This is a genomic window from Marinomonas rhizomae (assembly GCF_003315485.1).
Lineage (GTDB): Bacteria > Pseudomonadota > Gammaproteobacteria > Pseudomonadales > Marinomonadaceae > Marinomonas > Marinomonas rhizomae.
Genome location: NZ_QNSE01000002.1, coordinates 329301 through 348889, shown reverse-complemented (window position 1 = coordinate 348889; position 19589 = coordinate 329301). Strand labels below are relative to the sequence as shown.

General features: G+C 43.6%; 17 protein-coding genes and 1 riboswitch. Of the genes, 13 read left to right on the top strand and 4 right to left on the bottom strand.

Features of this window, described 5'->3' with window-relative positions; genetic code table 11:
- Positions 1-64: 64 nt before the first annotated feature.
- From DFP80_RS03475 to DFP80_RS03460, 4 genes are all read left to right on the top strand, one after another.
- Positions 65-811 carry a 16S rRNA (uracil(1498)-N(3))-methyltransferase gene (locus tag DFP80_RS03475; protein WP_113915419.1) on the top strand — a complete coding sequence of 249 codons (747 nt, stop codon included), beginning with the start codon at positions 65-67 and terminating at the stop codon, positions 809-811.
- A gap of 100 nt (positions 812-911) precedes the next feature.
- Positions 912-2414, top strand: coding sequence for a TolC family outer membrane protein (locus tag DFP80_RS03470; protein WP_113915418.1), 1503 nt, complete (start codon positions 912-914; stop codon positions 2412-2414).
- Positions 2415-2696: 282 nt separating this feature from the next.
- On the top strand, positions 2697-3644 hold the full coding sequence (gene gshB, locus DFP80_RS03465; RefSeq protein WP_113915417.1) for a glutathione synthase: 948 nt from the start codon (positions 2697-2699) through the stop codon (positions 3642-3644).
- Positions 3645-3651: 7 nt separating this feature from the next.
- Complete coding sequence (locus DFP80_RS03460; protein WP_113915416.1) at positions 3652-4512, top strand: energy transducer TonB; 861 nt, start codon at positions 3652-3654, stop codon at positions 4510-4512.
- An 80-nt stretch (positions 4513-4592) separates the two neighbouring features.
- Here DFP80_RS03460 and rpoH read toward each other — a convergent pair whose 3' ends face one another.
- The 4 genes from rpoH to ftsY form a co-directional block, all read right to left on the bottom strand.
- Positions 4593-5459: an RNA polymerase sigma factor RpoH gene (gene rpoH / locus DFP80_RS03455; protein WP_113915415.1), complete on the bottom strand. Its 867-nt coding sequence runs from the start codon at positions 5457-5459 to the stop codon at positions 4593-4595.
- A 130-nt stretch (positions 5460-5589) separates the two neighbouring features.
- Positions 5590-6597 carry a permease-like cell division protein FtsX gene (ftsX, locus tag DFP80_RS03450; protein ID WP_113915414.1) on the bottom strand — a complete coding sequence of 336 codons (1008 nt, stop codon included), beginning with the start codon at positions 6595-6597 and terminating at the stop codon, positions 5590-5592.
- Complete coding sequence (gene ftsE / locus DFP80_RS03445; RefSeq protein ID WP_113915413.1) at positions 6598-7269, bottom strand: cell division ATP-binding protein FtsE; 672 nt, start codon at positions 7267-7269, stop codon at positions 6598-6600.
- Between the two features lie 64 nt (positions 7270-7333).
- The gene (gene ftsY, locus DFP80_RS03440; protein WP_113915412.1) at positions 7334-8593 is read right to left on the bottom strand and encodes a signal recognition particle-docking protein FtsY; all 1260 of its coding nucleotides are present in this window, start codon (positions 8591-8593) and stop codon (positions 7334-7336) included.
- 172 nt (positions 8594-8765) lie between these two features.
- On the opposite strand from ftsY, the gene DFP80_RS03435 reads away from it, so the two are divergent.
- From DFP80_RS03435 to DFP80_RS03395, 9 genes are all read left to right on the top strand, one after another.
- Entirely contained in the window at positions 8766-10082 is a 1317-nt protein-coding gene (locus DFP80_RS03435) for a peptidase M16 family protein (RefSeq protein WP_113915411.1), read from the top strand.
- Positions 10079-10681 carry a 16S rRNA (guanine(966)-N(2))-methyltransferase RsmD gene (rsmD, locus tag DFP80_RS03430; protein ID WP_113915410.1) on the top strand — a complete coding sequence of 201 codons (603 nt, stop codon included), beginning with the start codon at positions 10079-10081 and terminating at the stop codon, positions 10679-10681. The genes DFP80_RS03435 and rsmD overlap by 4 nt, the downstream gene beginning before the upstream one ends.
- 231 nt (positions 10682-10912) lie before the next feature.
- Positions 10913-12799 (top strand): methyl-accepting chemotaxis protein, encoded by a 1887-nt coding sequence (locus DFP80_RS03425; RefSeq protein ID WP_113915409.1) that lies wholly within the window; start codon positions 10913-10915, stop codon positions 12797-12799.
- Between the two features lie 239 nt (positions 12800-13038).
- Positions 13039-14196, top strand: a complete 1158-nt coding sequence (gene metX, locus DFP80_RS03420) for a homoserine O-succinyltransferase MetX (RefSeq protein ID WP_113915408.1) — start codon at positions 13039-13041, stop codon at positions 14194-14196.
- On the top strand, positions 14196-14786 hold the full coding sequence (metW, locus tag DFP80_RS03415) for a methionine biosynthesis protein MetW (protein WP_113915407.1): 591 nt from the start codon (positions 14196-14198) through the stop codon (positions 14784-14786). Before metX ends, metW begins: the two co-directional genes overlap by 1 nt.
- 77 nt (positions 14787-14863) lie before the next feature.
- Positions 14864-15478 carry an RdgB/HAM1 family non-canonical purine NTP pyrophosphatase gene (gene rdgB, locus DFP80_RS03410; RefSeq protein ID WP_113915406.1) on the top strand — a complete coding sequence of 205 codons (615 nt, stop codon included), beginning with the start codon at positions 14864-14866 and terminating at the stop codon, positions 15476-15478.
- A complete protein-coding gene (gene hemW, locus DFP80_RS03405) occupies positions 15475-16644 on the top strand; it encodes a radical SAM family heme chaperone HemW (protein WP_113915405.1) in 1170 nt (389 codons plus the stop codon). Before rdgB ends, hemW begins: the two co-directional genes overlap by 4 nt.
- Before the next feature lie 475 nt (positions 16645-17119).
- Positions 17120-18709, top strand: a complete 1590-nt coding sequence (locus DFP80_RS03400; RefSeq protein ID WP_113915404.1) for a BCCT family transporter — start codon at positions 17120-17122, stop codon at positions 18707-18709.
- 100 nt (positions 18710-18809) lie between these two features.
- Positions 18810-18993, top strand: a riboswitch (yybP-ykoY riboswitch).
- A gap of 11 nt (positions 18994-19004) precedes the next feature.
- Positions 19005-19571, top strand: coding sequence for a TMEM165/GDT1 family protein (locus DFP80_RS03395; RefSeq protein ID WP_113915403.1), 567 nt, complete (start codon positions 19005-19007; stop codon positions 19569-19571).
- Positions 19572-19589 lie beyond the last annotated feature (18 nt).

The following is a 19589-nucleotide window of genomic DNA, read 5'->3' as shown; positions in this document are numbered from 1 at the left end:
TTAAAGTGCAGAAGAAGGCTTTTTTATTTCTCTTTTTTAATATCTTCAACATATAAGGTAAGGCATGCGTATTCCACGAATTTTCATCGACACAGAACTCACTGAGAATACGACCTTTGCTCTACCAGATTCTTCATTTCAACATTTATGCAAAGTCCTGCGCCTAAAATCAGATCACCCTATTCGCGTATTTAATGGCCGAGAACTTAATGGCCAAGGCGGGCAATTTAATGCCACCCTATGCGATGTTGAAAAGCGCTCTGCTAATATTCGTGTAACAAATTTCGAAGCACTGGATAATGAATCGCCCATCCAAGTTACCATTGGGCAAACCTTATCTCGCGGCGAGCGTATGGATTACGCCATCCAGAAGTCTGTTGAAGCAGGTGTCTTTGCTATCCAGCCACTTTTCAGCGAACGTTGTGAAGTAAAACTGCAAGACAGCCGTGCTGAAAAACGCCAACAACATTGGCAACAAGTAGCGGTTAGCGCTGCCGAACAATGTGGCCGCAGCGTTGTACCAGTCGTACATCCACCAGTAGAGCTAAGCGAATGGGTTTCGAATTGTAACGAAATGTTAAGACTCACCTTACATCATCATAGTGCAAAACCTATTCGTCAGTACGAAAAGCCAACGAATAATCGCATTGCCTTATTGATCGGACCAGAAGGCGGGCTAACCGAAAAAGAAGTCCAACTGTCTGAAAAATCAGGTTTTAATGCTATTACTCTAGGGCCAAGAGTATTAAGAACAGAAACAGCTCCTGTTGTCGCCCTTAGTGTTATTAATGCTCTTTGGGGTGATATTTAGCTCTTTTAGGCATATTGTTAGAACTAACAGAATCGCTACATATTCAGTAGACAAATGCCTATACCATGACATCAGGACATAATAAAGGATAGATAATCACATGTTTTATCGAATAGTTTTGACATGCACGGTTTATATAGGGACAGCTTTTCTGCCTGCAGCAGTGCACGCTATGACGCTTGAAGAAGCGACATATAAGGCAATAGAAAACAATCCTGCAATAAGACAAGCTATCGCTCAATATCGTGAGTCCAAAGAAAACGCTGAGATTGCCCGCCGCTCTGGTTATTACCCAAGCGTAGATCTGTCAGCAGGCATAGGTCATGAAACCACCTACGCAGATGGCTCAAACTCTGACGACATTGATTTGGCCCGTCGAGAGCTTACTCTTTCATTGAATCAACCTCTCTTTAACGGCTTCTCAACAGAAAACGATGTCGAACGCTTACGAAATGAGGCTGAAGCCGATCGCTGGAATGCACTGATTTCCGTTGAAAACACTGCGTTAGAAGTTGCGCAGGTCTACGCCAATATTCTACGCTATCGTGAGCTTGTTAGCCTTGCCGAGCTAAACTTAAAAACACACGAGCGCATTTACGGACAGATCAAATTAAAGAGCGACACAGGCATTGGCAGACAATCTGATCTTAGCCAAATTACCGCTCGCCTTGCCAAAGCGCACGCTAATCATTTTGCTGCTATCAATAATCTTCAAGATGCCGAAAGTAACTACAATAATATTGTCGGCGAAATGCCACCTAAAGATCTTATTTATCCTGTACCTGACCGAGACCTACTGCCGGAAGATCTTGAGTCTGCAATAAACGAATCGCTAAAGAAAAACCCTGCAATTGAAGGCGCCCGTTGGGATGTTGCAGCTACGGAAAGTTTTCAAAAAATTGCTGACGCAGACAAATACCCTACAATTAACTTTGTTTTAGAACGTTCGTGGGACAACAACTTAGATGGAGACGAAGGACCAAGCGAAGATTTATTAGCCATGGTGCGTTTGAACTATAACCTTTACAGTGGTGGTACATACAAGCGTAGACAAGAAGTGGCGACTCAACAAAACGTCCAAGCATCTGAAATACGTCGTAATACTATTCGTGATACAGAGCTAACTGTTCGACTAGCTTGGGCTGCGTTTGAAGCAACCACAGGACAAAAAGAACACATTAGACAATATGTAATTGCGACAAAAGAGTCTCAAATTGCTTATGAAAAACAATTCCGCCTAGGCCGTCGTACTCTGCTCGATGTATTAGACAGCGAAAACGAACTTTTCCAAGCACGCCAAGATTACGTAAACGCAGATTATGATGAGCTTTTCTCTGAGTTCCGTTTATTTAATGCCAAAGGCGAACTAATGCGCGCGTTTCGTATTTACCGCCCTCAACTTCTTGGTTTCAGCGATGAATTTGATAAAGCCAAAGCGCCGCCAGCACAAGAGCCGTCAGCGACTGATGAGTTAGAGGCCGCTGAAAATTCAATCAAAGAAAAACCTGCGGAACCAACACCACAACCTAGCAAGGCCGATCTAGAAAAAACTCAAGAAAGTGAGCTCTTTCTAGATGCCAGCGAGAGCTCTGGAAACTGGTAACTCAATTATATATTTTTCCTAAAAAGCCGAATCATTGTCATAGTTTAATATTATGTCAATGATTCGGCTTTTTAGGCTCAATATACGCAACATGAAATGCTAGGGGTTACCCTCTTCTCCTTCATAGAGTGCGCCCACTGCCATATTCTTACTCATCCAAACAACTATCTGAAAATGATGGGTGTTTTTTCTTCTCAGCGCCCCCATATTTCTATAGCATCAACACCTATTAACAGTTTAAACAAAGCATTGAAACCTTGCTTTCGCTTTAGGAAACGCCTTATGACTATTAAACTCGGCATTGTTATGGATCCAATTTCATCCATAAACTACAAAAAAGACACCTCTCTCGCCATGCTATGGGCCGCCGCAGAAAAAGGCTGGCAACTAATTTACATGGAGCAAAAAGATCTATTTTTGAACGATGGCAAAGCCTACGCCATGGCTCGCCCATTAAATGTCTATAAGGACCCTGAACACTTCTACGACCTTGGTGAAGAAACCACAATGGCCATGGGCGATCTAGACGTTATTTTAATGCGCAAAGACCCGCCATTTGATAGTGAGTTTGTCTACAGCACTATGATCCTAGAGCAAGCAGAGCGAGACGGTGCACTTGTAGTTAATGATCCTAAAAGCCTACGTGACTGTAATGAAAAACTTTTCGCCACTCAGTTCCCTCAGTGCTGCCCGCCAGTTTTGGTTACCAGACGCGCTGATTTATTGAAAAAATTCCACAAAGAACATGGCGATGTTATTTTCAAACCATTAGACGGCATGGGCGGCAGCTCGATTTTCCGCATCAAACAAGATGACTCAAACGTGAGCGTTATAATTGAAACTCTTACCAATATGGGTGCAGAGCAAATCATGGCGCAAAAATTCATCCCAGAAATCAAAGATGGTGATAAACGCATTCTCGTCGTTAACGGCGAACCTGTACCTTTTGCTTTGGCACGTATCCCAGCGTCTGGCGAAACCCGTGGCAACTTAGCGGCTGGCGGACGTGGTGAAGGCAGGCCTCTAACGGATCGGGATCGTTGGATATGCGAGCAAGTCATTCCATCATTGAAAGAAAAGAATTTAATGTTTGTTGGCTTAGATGTAATCGGTGATTACCTCACTGAAATCAATGTCACCAGCCCAACCTGCGTTCGCGAACTCGACACCCAGTTCGACCTAAATATCGCCATGATATTGATAGAAGCCATAGAAAAACGCCTTCAGTAATATCAACATGCGAGTAGTAGATAAATTTTCTATCGCACTTTTCATCGCCATTAGCTTTCATGTGCTAATGGTGATGATTATTGGTTTCGACTTTGTGCTGCCATCACCAAAACCTAAAACGCTAGAGGTGACGCTTGTTCAGCATACAACGAAAGCACCAGTCGAGGCCGACTTTATTGCTCAAGCAAATCAACAAGCCAGCGGTACAGAGCTGCGCAAACAGAAGCTCACCACGACAGAAAACGCGCGTTTTTTATCAGACACCATCCAAGAAATATCACCTCCCGTCCAACCGCAACTTGCTTCTGCAGAACCTATCGACGAACCAAGTCTACTCGCAACAAGAGACCAGGAGGCCGTATTTGAGATCGTCAACGAATCTGAAAATGAGCCTAAAACGCTCGAAGAAAAATTTCGTGGCGAAACCCAAATTCCAAGCCATCTATCAAACGATATAGCGACTCTAGAAGCCTTACTGGATCAACAACGCCAATCCTATGCTAAGCGACCACGGATTCGCCGCTTAACCTCGGTTTCCGCTAAAGCCGCTATTGATGCCCAATACCTAGATGAATGGCGTAGACGAATTGAACGCATCGGTAATATTCACTACCCAGAAGAAGCAAAGCGCAACCATCTCTACGGTGATCTTCGCTTAGCCGTTATTTTACTGCCAAATGGCTACGTAGATGATATCGAGATATTACACTCCTCAGGCATTCGAGTGCTTGATGATGCCGCCATGCGCATTGTTCGCCTAGCCGAACCCTTTCAGGCTTTCCCCAGCGAACTCAAAAAGGAAGTGGATAAGCTAGAAATCATTCGTACATGGCGATTTGTTCCGGGCAATCAATTACAAAGCCAGTAAACATATAAATACACAGCAACAGAAATAAAAAAGCCCTCACTTGGAGGGCTCTATTCAATGATTATCTGCTGGTGTCACAATCAGTCAAACTGACCATCACCCATTGCAAGACGAATTTTCTTCATTGCGTTCTTTTCAAGCTGTCGAATACGCTCAGCAGAGACACCGTATTCATCGGCTAAATCATGTAATGTAGATTTAGCATCAGATAACCAACGCTGAACGAGAATATTTCGACTACGTTCATCAAGATCTGACATAGCAACTTCTAAACGATGATTAGAATCCTCTTCCCAGTTACCGTTTTCAAGCAAGGTCGCAGGATCGGAACGGTGATCTTCTAGATATTGTGATGGAGCCTGAAAAGCACTGTCATCATCATCGTCAGCAGAAGCGTCAAACGCCATATCGGAAGAACTTAAGCGCCCTTCCATTTGACGAACGACTTCTGGCGTTACACCTAAGTCACTGGCAACCGACTCTACTTCTGAATTGCTAAACCAAGACAGCGTTTTTTTCGCACTACGCAAATTAAAGAACATTTTACGTTGCGCTTTTGTGGTCGCGACTTTAACAATGCGCCAGTTTTTCAGAATAAACTCATGAATCTCGGCCTTAATCCAATGCACAGCAAAAGACACAAGGCGAACACCTACTTCTGGATTAAAGCGCTTCACCGCTTTCATCAAACCAACGTTGCCCTCTTGAATCAGGTCACCTTGAGCTAACCCGTATCCAGAGTAACTTTTCGCAATATGTACAACAAATCTCAAATGTGACATGACCAAGGTTCGTGCAGCTTCAAGATCTTCTTGATAATAAAGACGTTCCGCCAACGCTTTTTCTTCGTCCGCGGTTAAAATCGGAATTCTGCTGACGGCTTGTATGTAAGATTCTAGATTTTGACCTGGAATCATCATGTCCGTAGGTTGGAGAGCTTTACCCATCTCTATTTCCACCTTTCTAATTGTTCATACTGTATATGACAAAATACTAACAAGTAAATTCTGCTTGTGTGTGACATAAATGTGAATAAACCATGGCTATTATCTTAGTAGTGATATCAGCCTTTCATTGTCACTGCAGTTCAATAGTCGCAATGTGTCGATTAACAGCGATCCATGCGCCAAACACACCAACAAATGCGCTAATAGTTAAACATAAAACAATTTCATCTGCATTAAAAGACTGCAGTTGAAAACCGCTTTGATAGAGGTCAATCAATCGTTCTGCCGGCGCACTTACCCACCAGCTAAGCAGGAGAATACATAGGCTGGCGAAAAAGCCGCCCAGCACACCGAACCAAAACCCCATATACAAAAATGGTCGTCGAATATAAGCATCCGTTGCGCCCACCAGCTTCATTACCAAAACTTCATCGCGCCGACTTTCCACGGCCATGCGAATGGTGTTTCCCACAATCAATAACACAGCAACCACCAACAATACCGACAGAGCATACACAAATCGTTGTCCAAAACTCAGTATATTCGCAAGACGCTGTAACCATTGTGCATCCAATTCTGCATAATCCACTTCTTTTTGCGCCGCAAGCTGATCCCGTAACGCCTGCAAGCTCGATAATGTTGTGATATCTACCGCTTGTTTAGGGATTACTCGCAAAACAATCGGCAAAGGGTTTTCTGGTAGCGCAGACAAAATCTGTTCATAACCACTGGAGCGCTCGAAATATCGAAGCCCTTCTTCCTTAGAGATATACTCCACTGATGCAATATCTTCCTGCGCAGAAAGACGATGCGACAAAGCAAGGGCTTGCGTGTCTTCTAAATTGGGAAAAAGGTACAAAGTAATGACAGATTGCTGTTCCCACTGGGAGGTCACAGACTGCACGTTTTTCAGTAAAACATACAAACCACCTGGTAAAGATAAGGCTATAGCAATCACCATCACCGTCATAACACTGGCCAATGGATAATTCACTAGCCGCATAAAACTTTCAGTTAAGGTGCTTTGGTGCTGACGAAAGTATTTACTCGGGCTAAAAGAGGTCCGAGTCGGCCAATGATGTTTGGTCGCCTTAATCGATTCTCTCGTTGCTCCGCGTTGATTCGGCTTCTGTGCCATTTAGCCAAACCCTCCATCATTCACCATTCGTCCCTGGTTTAATGTCAAAACACGATGACGCATACGCGCAACAAGTGCTAAATCATGGCTAGCAACCAAGACAGTCACACCAACACGATTAAATTCTTGGAATAAATTCATGATTTCCGCGGATAATTTAGGATCCAAATTACCGGTAGGCTCATCGGCTAATAATAACTGAGGTTTATTCACAACAGCTCGGGCAATACCAACACGCTGCTGCTCACCACCAGATAATGCCATAGGGTTATATTTCTCTTTGTCTAACAACCCTACTTTATCCAAGGCTGCACGTACACGTTTAGCAATTTGCTGAGGGTCCGCTCCGCTCACCTGTAATGGCAAGGCAACATTATGAAAAACACTTCTATCTAATAACAACTGATGGTTTTGGAACACAACCCCAACACGACGCCGATGATGAGGAATCGCTCTGCGACTCAAGGTTCGCAGATCCACACCATCTACTAAAATTTGTCCTGAGGTTTGGCGCTCAATCATCATCATGAGTTTCATCAAGGTACTCTTGCCTGCACCAGAATGCCCAGTAAGAAAAGCCATTTCACCTTGTTGCAAATGAAAGTTCACCTGCGACAATGCTTCTTGTCCGCTCTCGTACTTTTTACCCACTCGTTGAAATTCGATCTCCACGCTAATCTAGCATCCTTAAATTAGAAAGAAAAAAGGCCTAATCACCACTTATTTAACTATCAAACTATTCACTATCAAACAAAGCGTCGACAAACTCCTGAGCAACAAAAGGACGTAAATCATCCGCTTGTTCACCCACACCAATATAACGTATTGGTAATCCGAACTGTTTAGCAATGGCAAAAATAATACCGCCCTTTGCAGTTCCGTCCAATTTGGTCAACGTAATACCACTCACGCCAACCGCTTCGGAAAACAGCTTAGCTTGGCTGATAGCATTTTGACCAGTCCCAGCGTCCAACACCAACATCACTTCGTGTGGCGCATTTTCATCCAGCTTCTTCATGACACGAACGACTTTAGACAACTCGTTCATCAAATTCGCTTTATTTTGAAGGCGACCTGCCGTATCGGCAATCACAATATCAACGCCTTTTGCTTTGGCCGACTCAATCGCATCATAGATAACAGACGCAGAATCGGCGCCGGTATGCTGAGCAACGACAGGAACATTATTGCGCTCACCCCACACTTGGAGCTGCTCAACCGCTGCGGCACGAAAGGTATCACCCGCTGCCAACATAACACTTTTACCTTCGGCCTGATATTTTTTAGCCAGCTTACCAATGGTGGTCGTTTTTCCAACACCATTCACGCCCACCATCAGGATCACAAAAGGACCATCCTTGCTAACAGGCTCAAGTACTTGTTGCGACTGACTTAGAATACCTTCCATGTCAGCCTTTAAATGACTTAACAATGCAGCAGAATCTTTTAACTCTTTGCGATTTAGCTTATCCGTTAACGCGCCAATCAAGGTTTGCGTTGCGTCGATGCCGACATCCGCCATTAATAACTGCGTTTCTAGCTCTTCTAGCAGATTATCATCCACTTTCTTATGGCCACCAATAACAGACGATAGGCCATTTCCTAGACCGCTGCGTGTACGAGACAGACCAGATTTGAAACGCTGAGACCAAGATAACGTAGGCTGAGCGGGGTCGCTTGGCACTTCTGCTGCGACTGGTGTTTTGGTGCTCGAATTAGCACTCGTCGCTACATCATCTACAGGCTGTTCATCAGAAACCAGAACCTCATCAGAAACCAAAGTTTCCGTAGAAACAGGTTCATCCTGAGCTGCATCCGGCAAATCTATATCCTTTTTCTTTGCTGCAGCAATATCTGCATTCATTTTGTTGACAAAACGACGGCGAATAATAAAAGCAATAATGGCTAAAAGTGTTCCAATCGCAATTGGCACATAACGCGCATATTCACCAAGATACGGTGTAAAAAAAGCAATAATTTGATTAACAACTTCCATTAAATCAGTCTCTTTATTTTGACTGATGCGATAAACATCAGTGAAATGCTATGATTAGATACAGCGCCACATACATGGACACTTAAAAACGGTTATTTTAACATCATTCTGGCTCGCAAACAGGCTTAGTTTTAACCAAAGTATTCTTAACTCGCACCACTTAAGGTTCATTATGTCCGACAATAGCAAACCTCTATTCAGCCGACCCGTTCTGGCAGCGATCATGTTGTTTTGTACTCTGGCTATTTGGCTATTAAATTTAACCGCTTTGAACAGTAAACTACCCAGCCCTAAAATTGAAAAGTGGACAACCACATCCGGTATCCCAGTAGTTTGGCTAAAACAAGCAGAATGGCAAGACAGTAACAAGCTAGAAATTCGTTTTTCCTTTCGCTCAGTCACCACTAATATAACATTGATCCAAACCACACTAGCCATGTTAATGAGCGACTCATTACCTCTGAGTACAGCCTCGATTAATCAACGACTTGCCCCTTTAGCCGCCAGTGCAAACAGTTATTATGATCACGAAAACCAAACCATTGGGTTAACTCTAAGTAATGAACCCCAATATCTAACACCAACGCTTTCCCTAGTAACCAACTGGCTTAGACAGCCAGATTTTAAACCTCGTACTTTCGATGTCTGGCAAAACCAACATCAAGCCCATCCTCCTGTACAACATGAGCTGGAGGCGGTGTTGTTTTTCGACAAGACAAACAACCAAAGCAACGAATTCAAAACCGAGGTGTCTTTAAAACAAGTAACTGACTACTACCAAAGCTTAAAATCGTCTGCGGCGACTGTTTTTATCGTAGGTGACATGTCACCAGAAACAAAGCAAATCGTCGAGGAAGCAATTAACACCATCAGCCAAGACTATGAATTATCACGCGCTTCTGCCGAGACCATTCGTTATGAGTCTGTCAGCTCGACGATTCAGCAGAACGAAGGCGAACTCTGGCAAACACGCAGTGCCATTGCATTAATGCCCGTGTCATCAATCAAGGAATGGATTAGTCTACAAATATGGGGTGCGGATTTGGTCTCTACGCTTAATCAGCAACAACATATTGATTTTGTTCAACTTGCTTTTACACTGTCACCGCAACGTCCTTGGGCATGGTGGAATATTCAATACCGCGACAGCGTTACAGAAGCTGAAAATGAGCCGGTTGATGATGCTAGCCGCTTCATGAGTGCAAAAAGTCTAGTGTTTGTAGAACAAGTGCCGTCAGTAAATGACGAAAAAACGTTTGAAACGTTATTGGATAATTTCAAGCAACAACTCGAACAGCAAACATTATCACCAACTTGGTGGAGCTATATTGCAACACAAGTCACCCATGAAGATGGCGAACTTACAGTGGAACAATTCGCAAAAGGCTATAAAGAAGCCGTCGACAGCTTCACCTTAGAAGATTATCAAACCGCTCTACAGCGCTTATTAAAACCATCGTCCTATCAAGAAATTCAGGTTTACCAATGAAGAAAAAAGTTCTAAGTAACGTCTCGAACAAAAGCAAAGCAAAGGCATCGAGACTCCGTATCATCGCCGGTGAATGGCGTTCTCGCCAATTGCCCATCCCAGAGATTGAAGGTTTAAGACCAACACCAGACAGGGTACGAGAAACCTTATTTAACTGGATCAATGCTTACCTTCCAGGCGCGGTTTGTGGCGACCTATTTTGTGGCTCTGGTGCGCTCGGTTTAGAAGCCTTATCGCGTGGTGCAAAACACATGACCTTTGTTGATAACTCTCGCGTAGTGTCACAGCAAATGGCGGCGAACTTAACCACATTAGGGGCGACAGATAAAGCCGATGTGGTCGCACAAAATGCGGCGCTCTTTCTTGATACGGCTCCTCCTCACGCTATGGATATTGTGTTTCTTGACCCACCATTTCGCAAAAACTGGTTAGCACAGATTATTCCCCTGCTTGAAAAAGGCTGGCTTGCAGATCGTGCACTTGTCTACATTGAAATGGAAAAAGAAGCAGACCTACCTGCACTACCAAGTCACTGGTCTTTGTTAAAGGAAAAAGTCGCAGGTCAATTGGTTTATCGTCTATTTGACGTTGCGAAGTAACCCACCAGCAAACTCTATCCCAAGCCCTATCCAAAATAGGGCTTTCTCATTTCTTTATTCAACCCTCGCACCAAAAAAAAGCAACACAGCAGCATTACCCCTTTCATACCTTCTGCAAAAGCGCCTTATATCAGTCACTGTTATTTGAGCACGATACTTGCATAACCCAGTTGGATATGTGCCATTAATGAGCACTTCACTAAATTTTTGCCTCGTGCTGGAAGGTATTCTATGCTGTCAAACCTATCCTTTAAGACTAAATTGTTCATACTTCTTGTCACTGCGATTATGGGATTGATTATCGTCACCTCTGTGGCGATGACCGGCCTTTCATCCCAACAAAGTGCCAATAATGAACTGAGAAATCTTACAAAAATACAAACATCTAATGATCAATTGAGCATTCACATGCTAGAGATAGCCGACAGTCTGCGCTCTATATCAGTTGAGAACTACCAAGACTATGTGACGGACGCGAAAGAACAAATCGTGCAAAACGCTGGCATCATCTCTGCAAATATTGAAAAAGCTCATAGCCAAAGCTTAAAGCAGACTCTCGAAGAAAATCTACATGAGCTCAACGATTATGGCCTAGCACTCATCGCCCTTATCGAAAAGCGTTACATTATTGGTCTCAATTCTTCTTCAGGCTTGCGCGGTAACATAGATAAAATGGGCACAGAAATAAGCCAGGATGTCCAAAAGCTTAGCTTATTACGACGGGAATTCACCAATGTACGTAAGGCTGAAGCCGGCTATTTATCTGATCCAACCGCAAGTAATTTAGAAGAGTTCACCACAAGCTTTAATCGTTTCGATAATCGAATTGAAAACTTCGGCTTTCAAGATACTCATGGCATTAAGGCCAACGCTTACCGTGATGCAATTATCAAATATGGTGAGGAATACACCTCGCTCAGCGAGATTGAAAATACGTTTTCGACACAAAAAAACCAGTTTACCGAAAGCCAACTTAAAGCGACCCAATTAATTGAAGCCAAGGTTCAGCAGGCCGAAGACAGCGCAGAAGAAAGTTCAGCTCAAGCGAATGCCACACTACTCGCCGTTAGTATCATCGCAATTCTAGTAGCCGCACTACTGATGCTCGCCATTGGCCGCAGCGTAAACAGCACATTACAAAACATCATTACCGATCTTAATAAGGTCAAAAAAGGTGATATGTCATCAAAAGCGGCTGTCAACATCAAACGCAATGATGAGTTCGATCAATTAAGCCAGTCTCTCAATGAAATGACAGGCGGCTTAGGCAATGTATTAAAAGACGTTGTCTCAACAACTTACAATGTCAGCACCATGTCGACCGATTTAAACAATACCATCAGCAGCATTGCCAGCAGCAACCACTTAGTCAATCAACGCACACATTCATTGGCGTCAGCCACAGACGATATTTCCAGCCGTTTAACCGAACTGTCTAGTACCACGAACACACTTAAAACGCATTCCAATGACACCTACCAATCGGCTAAATCTGGCGCAGACACTATTAAATTAGTGTTAAATAGCATCACAGATACAGTCAATATCGTGAATATGACTGGCCAGCAACTCGATGAGCTTGGTCGTTTATCGAAAAATATCGACAGCGTGATTGCCATGATCAATGACCTTGCAAGTCAAACCAACTTACTTGCACTTAACGCCGCGATAGAAGCCGCTCGCGCTGGCGAAGCAGGACGAGGCTTCTCGGTTGTCGCAGATGAGGTTAGAGCCTTGGCTGAGAAAACCGTCGACGCCACCTCAAAAATCACGGATATCGTCAATACCATTCAGCTATCTACTCAAACTGCCATTAGTACAATGGAAAGCGGACAAGACAACCTAAAAATCATCGGCGACAATGGTAACAAAGCCGAAGAAGCTATGCGCGACATAGAAAGCAACGCCATGACAGGATCGAAAGCAACCGATTCGATGGCCAATGCTATTCAAAATGTTGCGACAACTGCCATTCAAATGAGTACCGAGATGGAAGAAATCTCTCAGCAGCTCAACCAAGACACTCGCTCAATCGATATTTTGGCGGATAAAACCAAACAAATTCAGCAAATTTCTGAGCAACTTGCCGTTAAAACTCAAGTATTCACTCTTGTTTAACACCTTATTAGCCTCAGACACCTCAACAAGTAAGACACTTCAAGCATCAGTTGATGGTTGAAGTGTCTTACTTTCAAACATCTAATGGCATACACAGTTTGGTGGAGACATCCGCCTCTTGATGACACTGAGCACAAACGCTAGACTGTGTGGCATCTATCATCGATGAACTTCCCGCCTTTCTTCACGGGAATGCGAACACTTTCTTTAGGACTTTACTTTAGGATAACAACAAACCTATGCCGGACGTCATTCCAGCCGACTCTGTTGGTATTGTTACGCCACAGATTGCGCAATTCGACACACCGTTGGCGCTTTCCTGCGGACAAACCTTGTCATCGTACCAACTGACTTACGAGACTTATGGCACGCTCAATCAAAGCGCCTCTAACGCTATTCTAATTTGCCATGCGCTAAGCGGAGATCATCACGCTGCAGGCTATCATGCCATGTCGGATAGCAAACCCGGTTGGTGGGACACAGCAATAGGACCAGGCAAAGCCATCGATACAGATAATTTTTTTGTCATTGCTCTCAACAACTTAGGTGGTTGCTGTGGTTCAACGGGACCCACTAGCCTCAATCCAGAAACAGGACAACGCTGGGAAGCCAGCTTTCCGATTGTAACAGTAGAAGATTGGGTTGAAAGCCAAGCTCGCCTCGCCGATTTACTCGGTATCCAAACCTTTGCGGCCATCGTTGGCGGTAGTCTTGGCGGTATGCAGGTACTTGAATGGAGCATCCGCTTCCCTACTCGTTTAAAGTCAGCCGTAATTGTCGCATCAGCGCCAAAACTCTCGACACAGAATATCGCTTTCAACGAAGTCGCACGTCAGTCCATTCGTCGTGACCCTGACTTTTTTGATGGCAACTACATAGACAACAACTCCGTACCAACCAACGGCCTTGGTTTGGCGCGCATGTTGGGGCACATCACCTACCTTTCAGATGATGCTATGGGCGCAAAATTTGGTCGTCAAATGCGCCATGACAACTACCAATACAATTACGGCATTGAATTCGAAGTTGAAAGCTATTTGCGCTATCAAGGCGAAGCCTTCACCAAGCGCTTTGACGCTAATACTTATATGCTGATGACCAAGGCGCTGGATTATTTTGATCCGGCTTCACAAACCAATGGCGATCTTTCTGCCGTTCTAAGCCGCGCACAGTGTGAATTTTTATTAGTTTCCTTTACCACCGACTGGCGTTTCTCCCCAGAACGTAGTGAAGAAATCGTCAACGCACTTGTCAAAGCAGGCAAGCAGGTTTCGTACGCTAAAATCGAAGCAACAGAAGGTCATGATGCCTTTTTATTCCCAATACCACGCTACATGGCCGTGTTAAACACCTTTTTAACTCGCGTGGCCAATGGTCTTACCTCGGAGGTCAAATAATGCGCTCTGATTTAGAAATGATCGATGAATGGGTACAGCCCAATATTCGAGTGCTTGATTTGGCTTGCGGCCCAGGCGAATTGCTTCACCACCTTATTCAGAATAAACAGGTAAATGGATATGGCTTAGAAATCGGTCATGACGATTTAAACACTTGTATTGAAAAGGGTATTCCGGTTTTAGAACAGAACATCGACGAAGGTTTGCAGAACTTCGATGACCAAAGTTTTGACTTAGTCTTAATGACGCACGCCTTACAACAATTTCGTCGCCCAGATTTACTAATCGACGAAATGCTGCGTATCGGCAAAGAATGCATTATCACTTTCCCGAACTTTGGACATTGGCGAAGTCGTTTGCATTTGGCATTAAAAGGCAGAATGCCGGTATCGGATTTCTTGCCATACAACTGGTATGACACGCCAAACATTCACTTTTTCACTTTTCAAGATTTTGAGCGATTATGCCGCGAAAAAAACATCAAAGTTTTGCGTTGGGCTGCTGTAGATGGCCAACTAAAAGACCACTGGTGGATTCGCTCCATGCCAAACTTATTCAGTGAAACGGCTATTTTTCACATCAGCCGATGAATCACGAGCAGCATCAATCAAACGATAACAAGGCGGCACATCAGCCGCCTTTGTTTTAGAAGATAAAGGAAAAACCGATGAGCAAAACCATCGTATTAGCTAGCAACAATGCTGGAAAAATCAAAGAATTCAATGCCTTACTCGGTGACATGGGCATTGATGTAAAACCACAAAGCGAGTTCAACGTTGAAGAAGCCGAGGAAACAGGCTTAAGCTTTATTGAGAACGCCATTCTAAAAGCGCGCAATGCTTGCGCTCACACTGGCTTGCCAGCTTTAGCAGATGATTCTGGTATCGAAGTGGATTATCTAGATGGTGCGCCAGGTATTTATTCTGCTCGTTTTGCAGGGGATCACGGTAATAACGAAGCAAATAACACGCTGCTACTAGACAAGCTGGACGGCGTGCCTGAACTAAAGCGCAGTGCTCGCTTTCATTGCGTATTGGCTTATATGCGCCATAAAGAGGACCCAACACCACAAGTGTTTCATGGTGTCTGGGAAGGTCGTATTTTGACCTCTACGGAAGGCCAAGAAGGCTTTGGTTATGATCCTGTATTTTATGTACCGGAATGCGCTTGCAGCGCCGCCAGCCTGCCAAAAGAAGTGAAAAACCAAATAAGCCATCGTGCCAAAGCGTTGAAACAGCTACTCGCTTCCTTTCAGCAGACTCAACAGGATAGGCCATTTTGAGTACACAGTTACCGCCTCTTAGTCTGTATATCCATTTACCTTGGTGCGTGCGTAAATGCCCATATTGCGACTTCAACTCCCATCAAGCTGACCGTTTTGAAGCCAATGGAAAACTGCCAGAAGACGCCTATCTGGCACAGCTTTTGGCCGATTTAGACACGGATTTAGCGTATGTCGCCGGTCGAAAAATCCAAACAGCATTCATTGGTGGTGGCACGCCAAGCTTGATGAGCGAAGACTTCTATTATCGTTTAATGGATGCGCTACGTAAAAAGCTAACCTGGGCAGACAATGCTGAAATCACCATGGAAGCCAACCCAGGAACTTTTGAACAAGAAAAATTCCGCCATTTTCGTCAAGCTGGGATCAATCGACTCTCCATTGGTATACAAAGTTTTCAGCCAAACCTGTTGAAAACCCTAGGAAGAATCCACAACCGTGAAGAAGCAATACACGCTGTGGATAAGTCTAGAGCCGCAGGTTTTGACAATATCAACCTTGATTTGATGCATGGGTTACCAGATCAGAGCCTAGAAATGGCGCTAGAAGATTTGTCCCTAGCCATCGAACTAAACCCTGAACACTTATCTTGGTATCAACTGACTATCGAACCAAATACAGAGTTTTATCGTCGTCCGCCAACGCTACCAAAAGACAACACCTTATGGGAAATTCAAGATGCTGGGCAAGCGCTGCTCAGCAAACAGGGTTATGCTCAGTATGAAGTTTCCGCTAACTCGAAGGAAAACCACCGCGCGACACACAACCTGAATTATTGGCGCTTCGGTGATTACATAGGAATTGGGGCTGGCGCTCACGGTAAGATCACATTGGTTAATGGTCAAATATTTCGTACACGAAAGACTCGCCACCCGAACCATTACTTAACTAACTTACCTGAAGCCTTGGCGATCAAAGAGGCGATCGAGCAAGAAGACTTGCCTCTCGAATTCATGATGAACCGTCTACGTTTGTTCGAATCCTTTGATTTAAAGGATTATGAGCGATTTACCTATCAAAGTGTGCCAGTTTCTCTACTTAAATCTTGTGAAATGGCGCTACAAAAAGGTCTCTTAGATGGCAATGAATGGAAAAAACAACGCATCAAAACCACTGAAAAAGGCAAATTATTTCTTAACGAATTGCTTGAATTATTCCTTCCATAGCAGGTCATTTTATTTACTATAATTTGACATCTAAGCATTTAGATGTAACCCTTATCAAGTTAAGAACAAAAAAGGCCATCTTTGATGGCCTTTTTTGTTCTATTAGCAACATACAAACTAGTGAATTTTTTAATAAAATATCTTTTTAAACGAAAGAAATCACCCGTCATTTCTTTCTATTTCAACAATTTACAGCGCTCTATATTTTTGCTCCTTTTGTGGCTGAGATGATCAAATACTTTGGTCTCATTGGCAAAATGGACAACACTAAATTATGCATAAATTGTGAAAAAAGAACAAAATACGTCGTATTAAGAACAATTCGATAATGAGAATTCTTTTAGGGTGAAATAACGGAATTGTGTAGAAAAACGCTCATGTTGATTTTCGTTTAAAAAGATTTGAATAGATTTCTATAAATTCAGTTATTCTATAGAAGTCATGGGGAAGTTTTCACTAATTCAGGAGAATGTTTATGAGTAATAAAGTACCTGACAGTGGTCGGGCAGAATACAACACGTCATATAAAGTAGGGCAAGATAACGTTCAGTTTCTTGGTTTAGACGTATTAAACCCAGTGTTTAGTACCAGCGCACTTATTATCTTTGCATTTATCATTGGCAGTATTTTATTCCCGGCTGATGCGAGTGCTATCTTATCAGGTGCCAAAAACTGGTCGATCAATAACTTTGATTGGTTTTTCATGGTATCCGGCAATATCTTCGTACTTTTTTGTCTACTTCTCATCGCTCTTCCTCTTGGTAGAATTCGCCTAGGTGGAACGGAAGCCAAAGCAGAACACTCAACAATTACCTGGTTCTCTATGCTGTTCGCAGCAGGCATGGGTATTGGTCTGATGTTCTGGAGTGTGGCTGAACCAGTAGCTTATTATACTGGTTGGTACGGCACGCCTTTTGATGTGGTTAAAAATACGCCAGAAGCTCGCGACCTAGCAATGGGGGCAACCATGTTCCATTGGGGTCTTCATCCTTGGGCCATATACGCTGTAGTGGGTTTGTCTCTAGCTTTCTTTGCATACAACAAAGGTTTACCTCTTACCATTCGCTCTGCTTTCTATCCATTGTTTGGAGAGAAAGTTTGGGGTGGCATCGGTCACGTAATCGATGTTGTTTCTGTTATTGCGACTATCTTTGGTTTGGCAACATCACTTGGCTTTGGTGCACTGCAAGCAACAAGTGGTCTTAACTTCCTATTCGATATTCCAAACACGTTAACAACACAAATCCTTGTTATCTGTGGTGTTACTGCTGTTGCCATTATTTCGGTAGCACGAGGCCTAGAAGGTGGTGTAAAACTACTCTCTAACGTCAACATGATCATCGCTGCCGTATTGGCGGTCTTTATTGTGATCGTTGGCAACTCTAGCGCTATCTTTGCAGCAATGGGTTCTTACTTTTTAAGCTATGTTGAAAACATCATTCCATTAAGTAATTGGATCGGCCGTGAAGATACAACCTTCTACCATGGCTGGACTGTATTCTACTGGGCTTGGTGGATTTCTTGGTCACCATTTGTTGGTATGTTTATCGCGCGCGTTTCACGCGGCCGTTCAGTACGTGAATTCATTGTTGCTGTGTTATTGGTCCCTACTGTTGTATCCCTCGTATGGATGTCTATCTTTGGTGGATCAGCTCTAGACCAGTCAGCAAACGGTATTGGTGCTTTAGCAAACGGAATTTCTGATTCTTCTCTTGCTATGTTCCAAATGTTTGAAAATCTTCCAATGACGTCTGTGATTTCCTTCATAGGTATCATTCTTGTATTGGTTTTCTTTGTGACCTCTTCTGACTCTGGCTCTTTGGTTATCGATGGTATTACCGCTGGCGGTAAAACCGATGCACCAATGATTCAGCGTGTATTCTGGGCTATTCTAGAAGGTGTTATTGCCATCGCACTATTGGTAGGTGGTGGTTCTGAAGCGCTCGGTGCGATTCAAGCCGCAGCCATTACCATTGGCTTACCATTTACCTTGCTCATGCTGATCATGTGTGTGAGCTTGTGGAAAGGTTTGCATAGCGATATGCATCTTTATAAGAAAGCATAGTTTTGTGGTGGCTTCCTAGAAGCCACTCACAACTAAGAAAACAACGCGATTGGCCGAAGCAGGACATTCGCGTTGTTTTTTTTTTGTAAATATTCTATTATCTGCGTCCTCTTAGGGGAGTAATCTTCTTTGCACTGCAAAGATTCTTTGTCAACATAATCGAGCCTCAAGCTCGTGGCAAAGAAATCCTGATCCGACACCATATCGGCAGGGTTGATGAGACTTAAGACAATGACTTGGCTCAGGTGGGCTCAGGTTTTTGTCTTTCGTTTATTGCCCACCTTGGATCGATCAAATGGAAGCATTGCTCACTTCTACCTCCACTGTTGCTCTTGCTGAAATCGGCGATAAAACTCAACTTCTAGCCTTATTCCTTGCTACACGTTTTGCCTCTAAAGTTTCTATTGTTCTTGGCATTCTTGCTGCGACTCTATTAAATCATGCGCTCTCAGCATGGCTCGGTGTTGAAGTCGCTCACTGGATTCCCGAAAGCGCGATCAGTTGGGTAGTTGGCTCAAGCTTTATTGCCGTAGGTTTATGGTTGTTAATACCTGATAAAGATGACAGTGAAGATAATGCCATGCTGAAATACGGTGCCTTTAGTGCAACGTTTATCTTGTTTTTCCTTGCTGAAATCGGCGACAAAACTCAAATCGCCACCGTTTTATTGGGGGCGCACTATGGCAGTATTTGGATGGTCTTGCTAGGCTCAACTATCGGTATGATGCTAGCAAACGTCCCAGTGATATTTGCTGGCAACTGGATAATGGACAGAATCAATGCTAACCGCACACGCCAGCTAGCTTGTTTACTGTTTCTCATTATGGGAATAGTCACAATAGCAACGCCTCTGCTTCAATAATATAGACTCTTAATAACG

Coding starts and splice junctions, on each gene's coding strand:
- DFP80_RS03435 (WP_113915411.1), top strand. CDS start 8,766: ATGTCCGACAATAGCAAACCTCTATTCAGCCGACCCGTTCTGGCAGCG.
- ftsX (WP_113915414.1), bottom strand. CDS start 6,597: ATGGCACAGAAGCCGAATCAACGCGGAGCAACGAGAGAATCGATTAAG.
- DFP80_RS03460 (WP_113915416.1), top strand. CDS start 3,652: ATGCGAGTAGTAGATAAATTTTCTATCGCACTTTTCATCGCCATTAGC.
- rpoH (WP_113915415.1), bottom strand. CDS start 5,459: ATGGGTAAAGCTCTCCAACCTACGGACATGATGATTCCAGGTCAAAAT.
- metX (WP_113915408.1), top strand. CDS start 13,039: ATGCCGGACGTCATTCCAGCCGACTCTGTTGGTATTGTTACGCCACAG.
- DFP80_RS03470 (WP_113915418.1), top strand. CDS start 912: ATGTTTTATCGAATAGTTTTGACATGCACGGTTTATATAGGGACAGCT.
- metW (WP_113915407.1), top strand. CDS start 14,196: ATGCGCTCTGATTTAGAAATGATCGATGAATGGGTACAGCCCAATATT.
- ftsY (WP_113915412.1), bottom strand. CDS start 8,593: ATGGAAGTTGTTAATCAAATTATTGCTTTTTTTACACCGTATCTTGGT.
- DFP80_RS03400 (WP_113915404.1), top strand. CDS start 17,120: ATGAGTAATAAAGTACCTGACAGTGGTCGGGCAGAATACAACACGTCA.
- rsmD (WP_113915410.1), top strand. CDS start 10,079: ATGAAGAAAAAAGTTCTAAGTAACGTCTCGAACAAAAGCAAAGCAAAG.
- DFP80_RS03395 (WP_113915403.1), top strand. CDS start 19,005: ATGGAAGCATTGCTCACTTCTACCTCCACTGTTGCTCTTGCTGAAATC.
- rdgB (WP_113915406.1), top strand. CDS start 14,864: ATGAGCAAAACCATCGTATTAGCTAGCAACAATGCTGGAAAAATCAAA.
- DFP80_RS03425 (WP_113915409.1), top strand. CDS start 10,913: ATGCTGTCAAACCTATCCTTTAAGACTAAATTGTTCATACTTCTTGTC.
- DFP80_RS03475 (WP_113915419.1), top strand. CDS start 65: ATGCGTATTCCACGAATTTTCATCGACACAGAACTCACTGAGAATACG.
- gshB (WP_113915417.1), top strand. CDS start 2,697: ATGACTATTAAACTCGGCATTGTTATGGATCCAATTTCATCCATAAAC.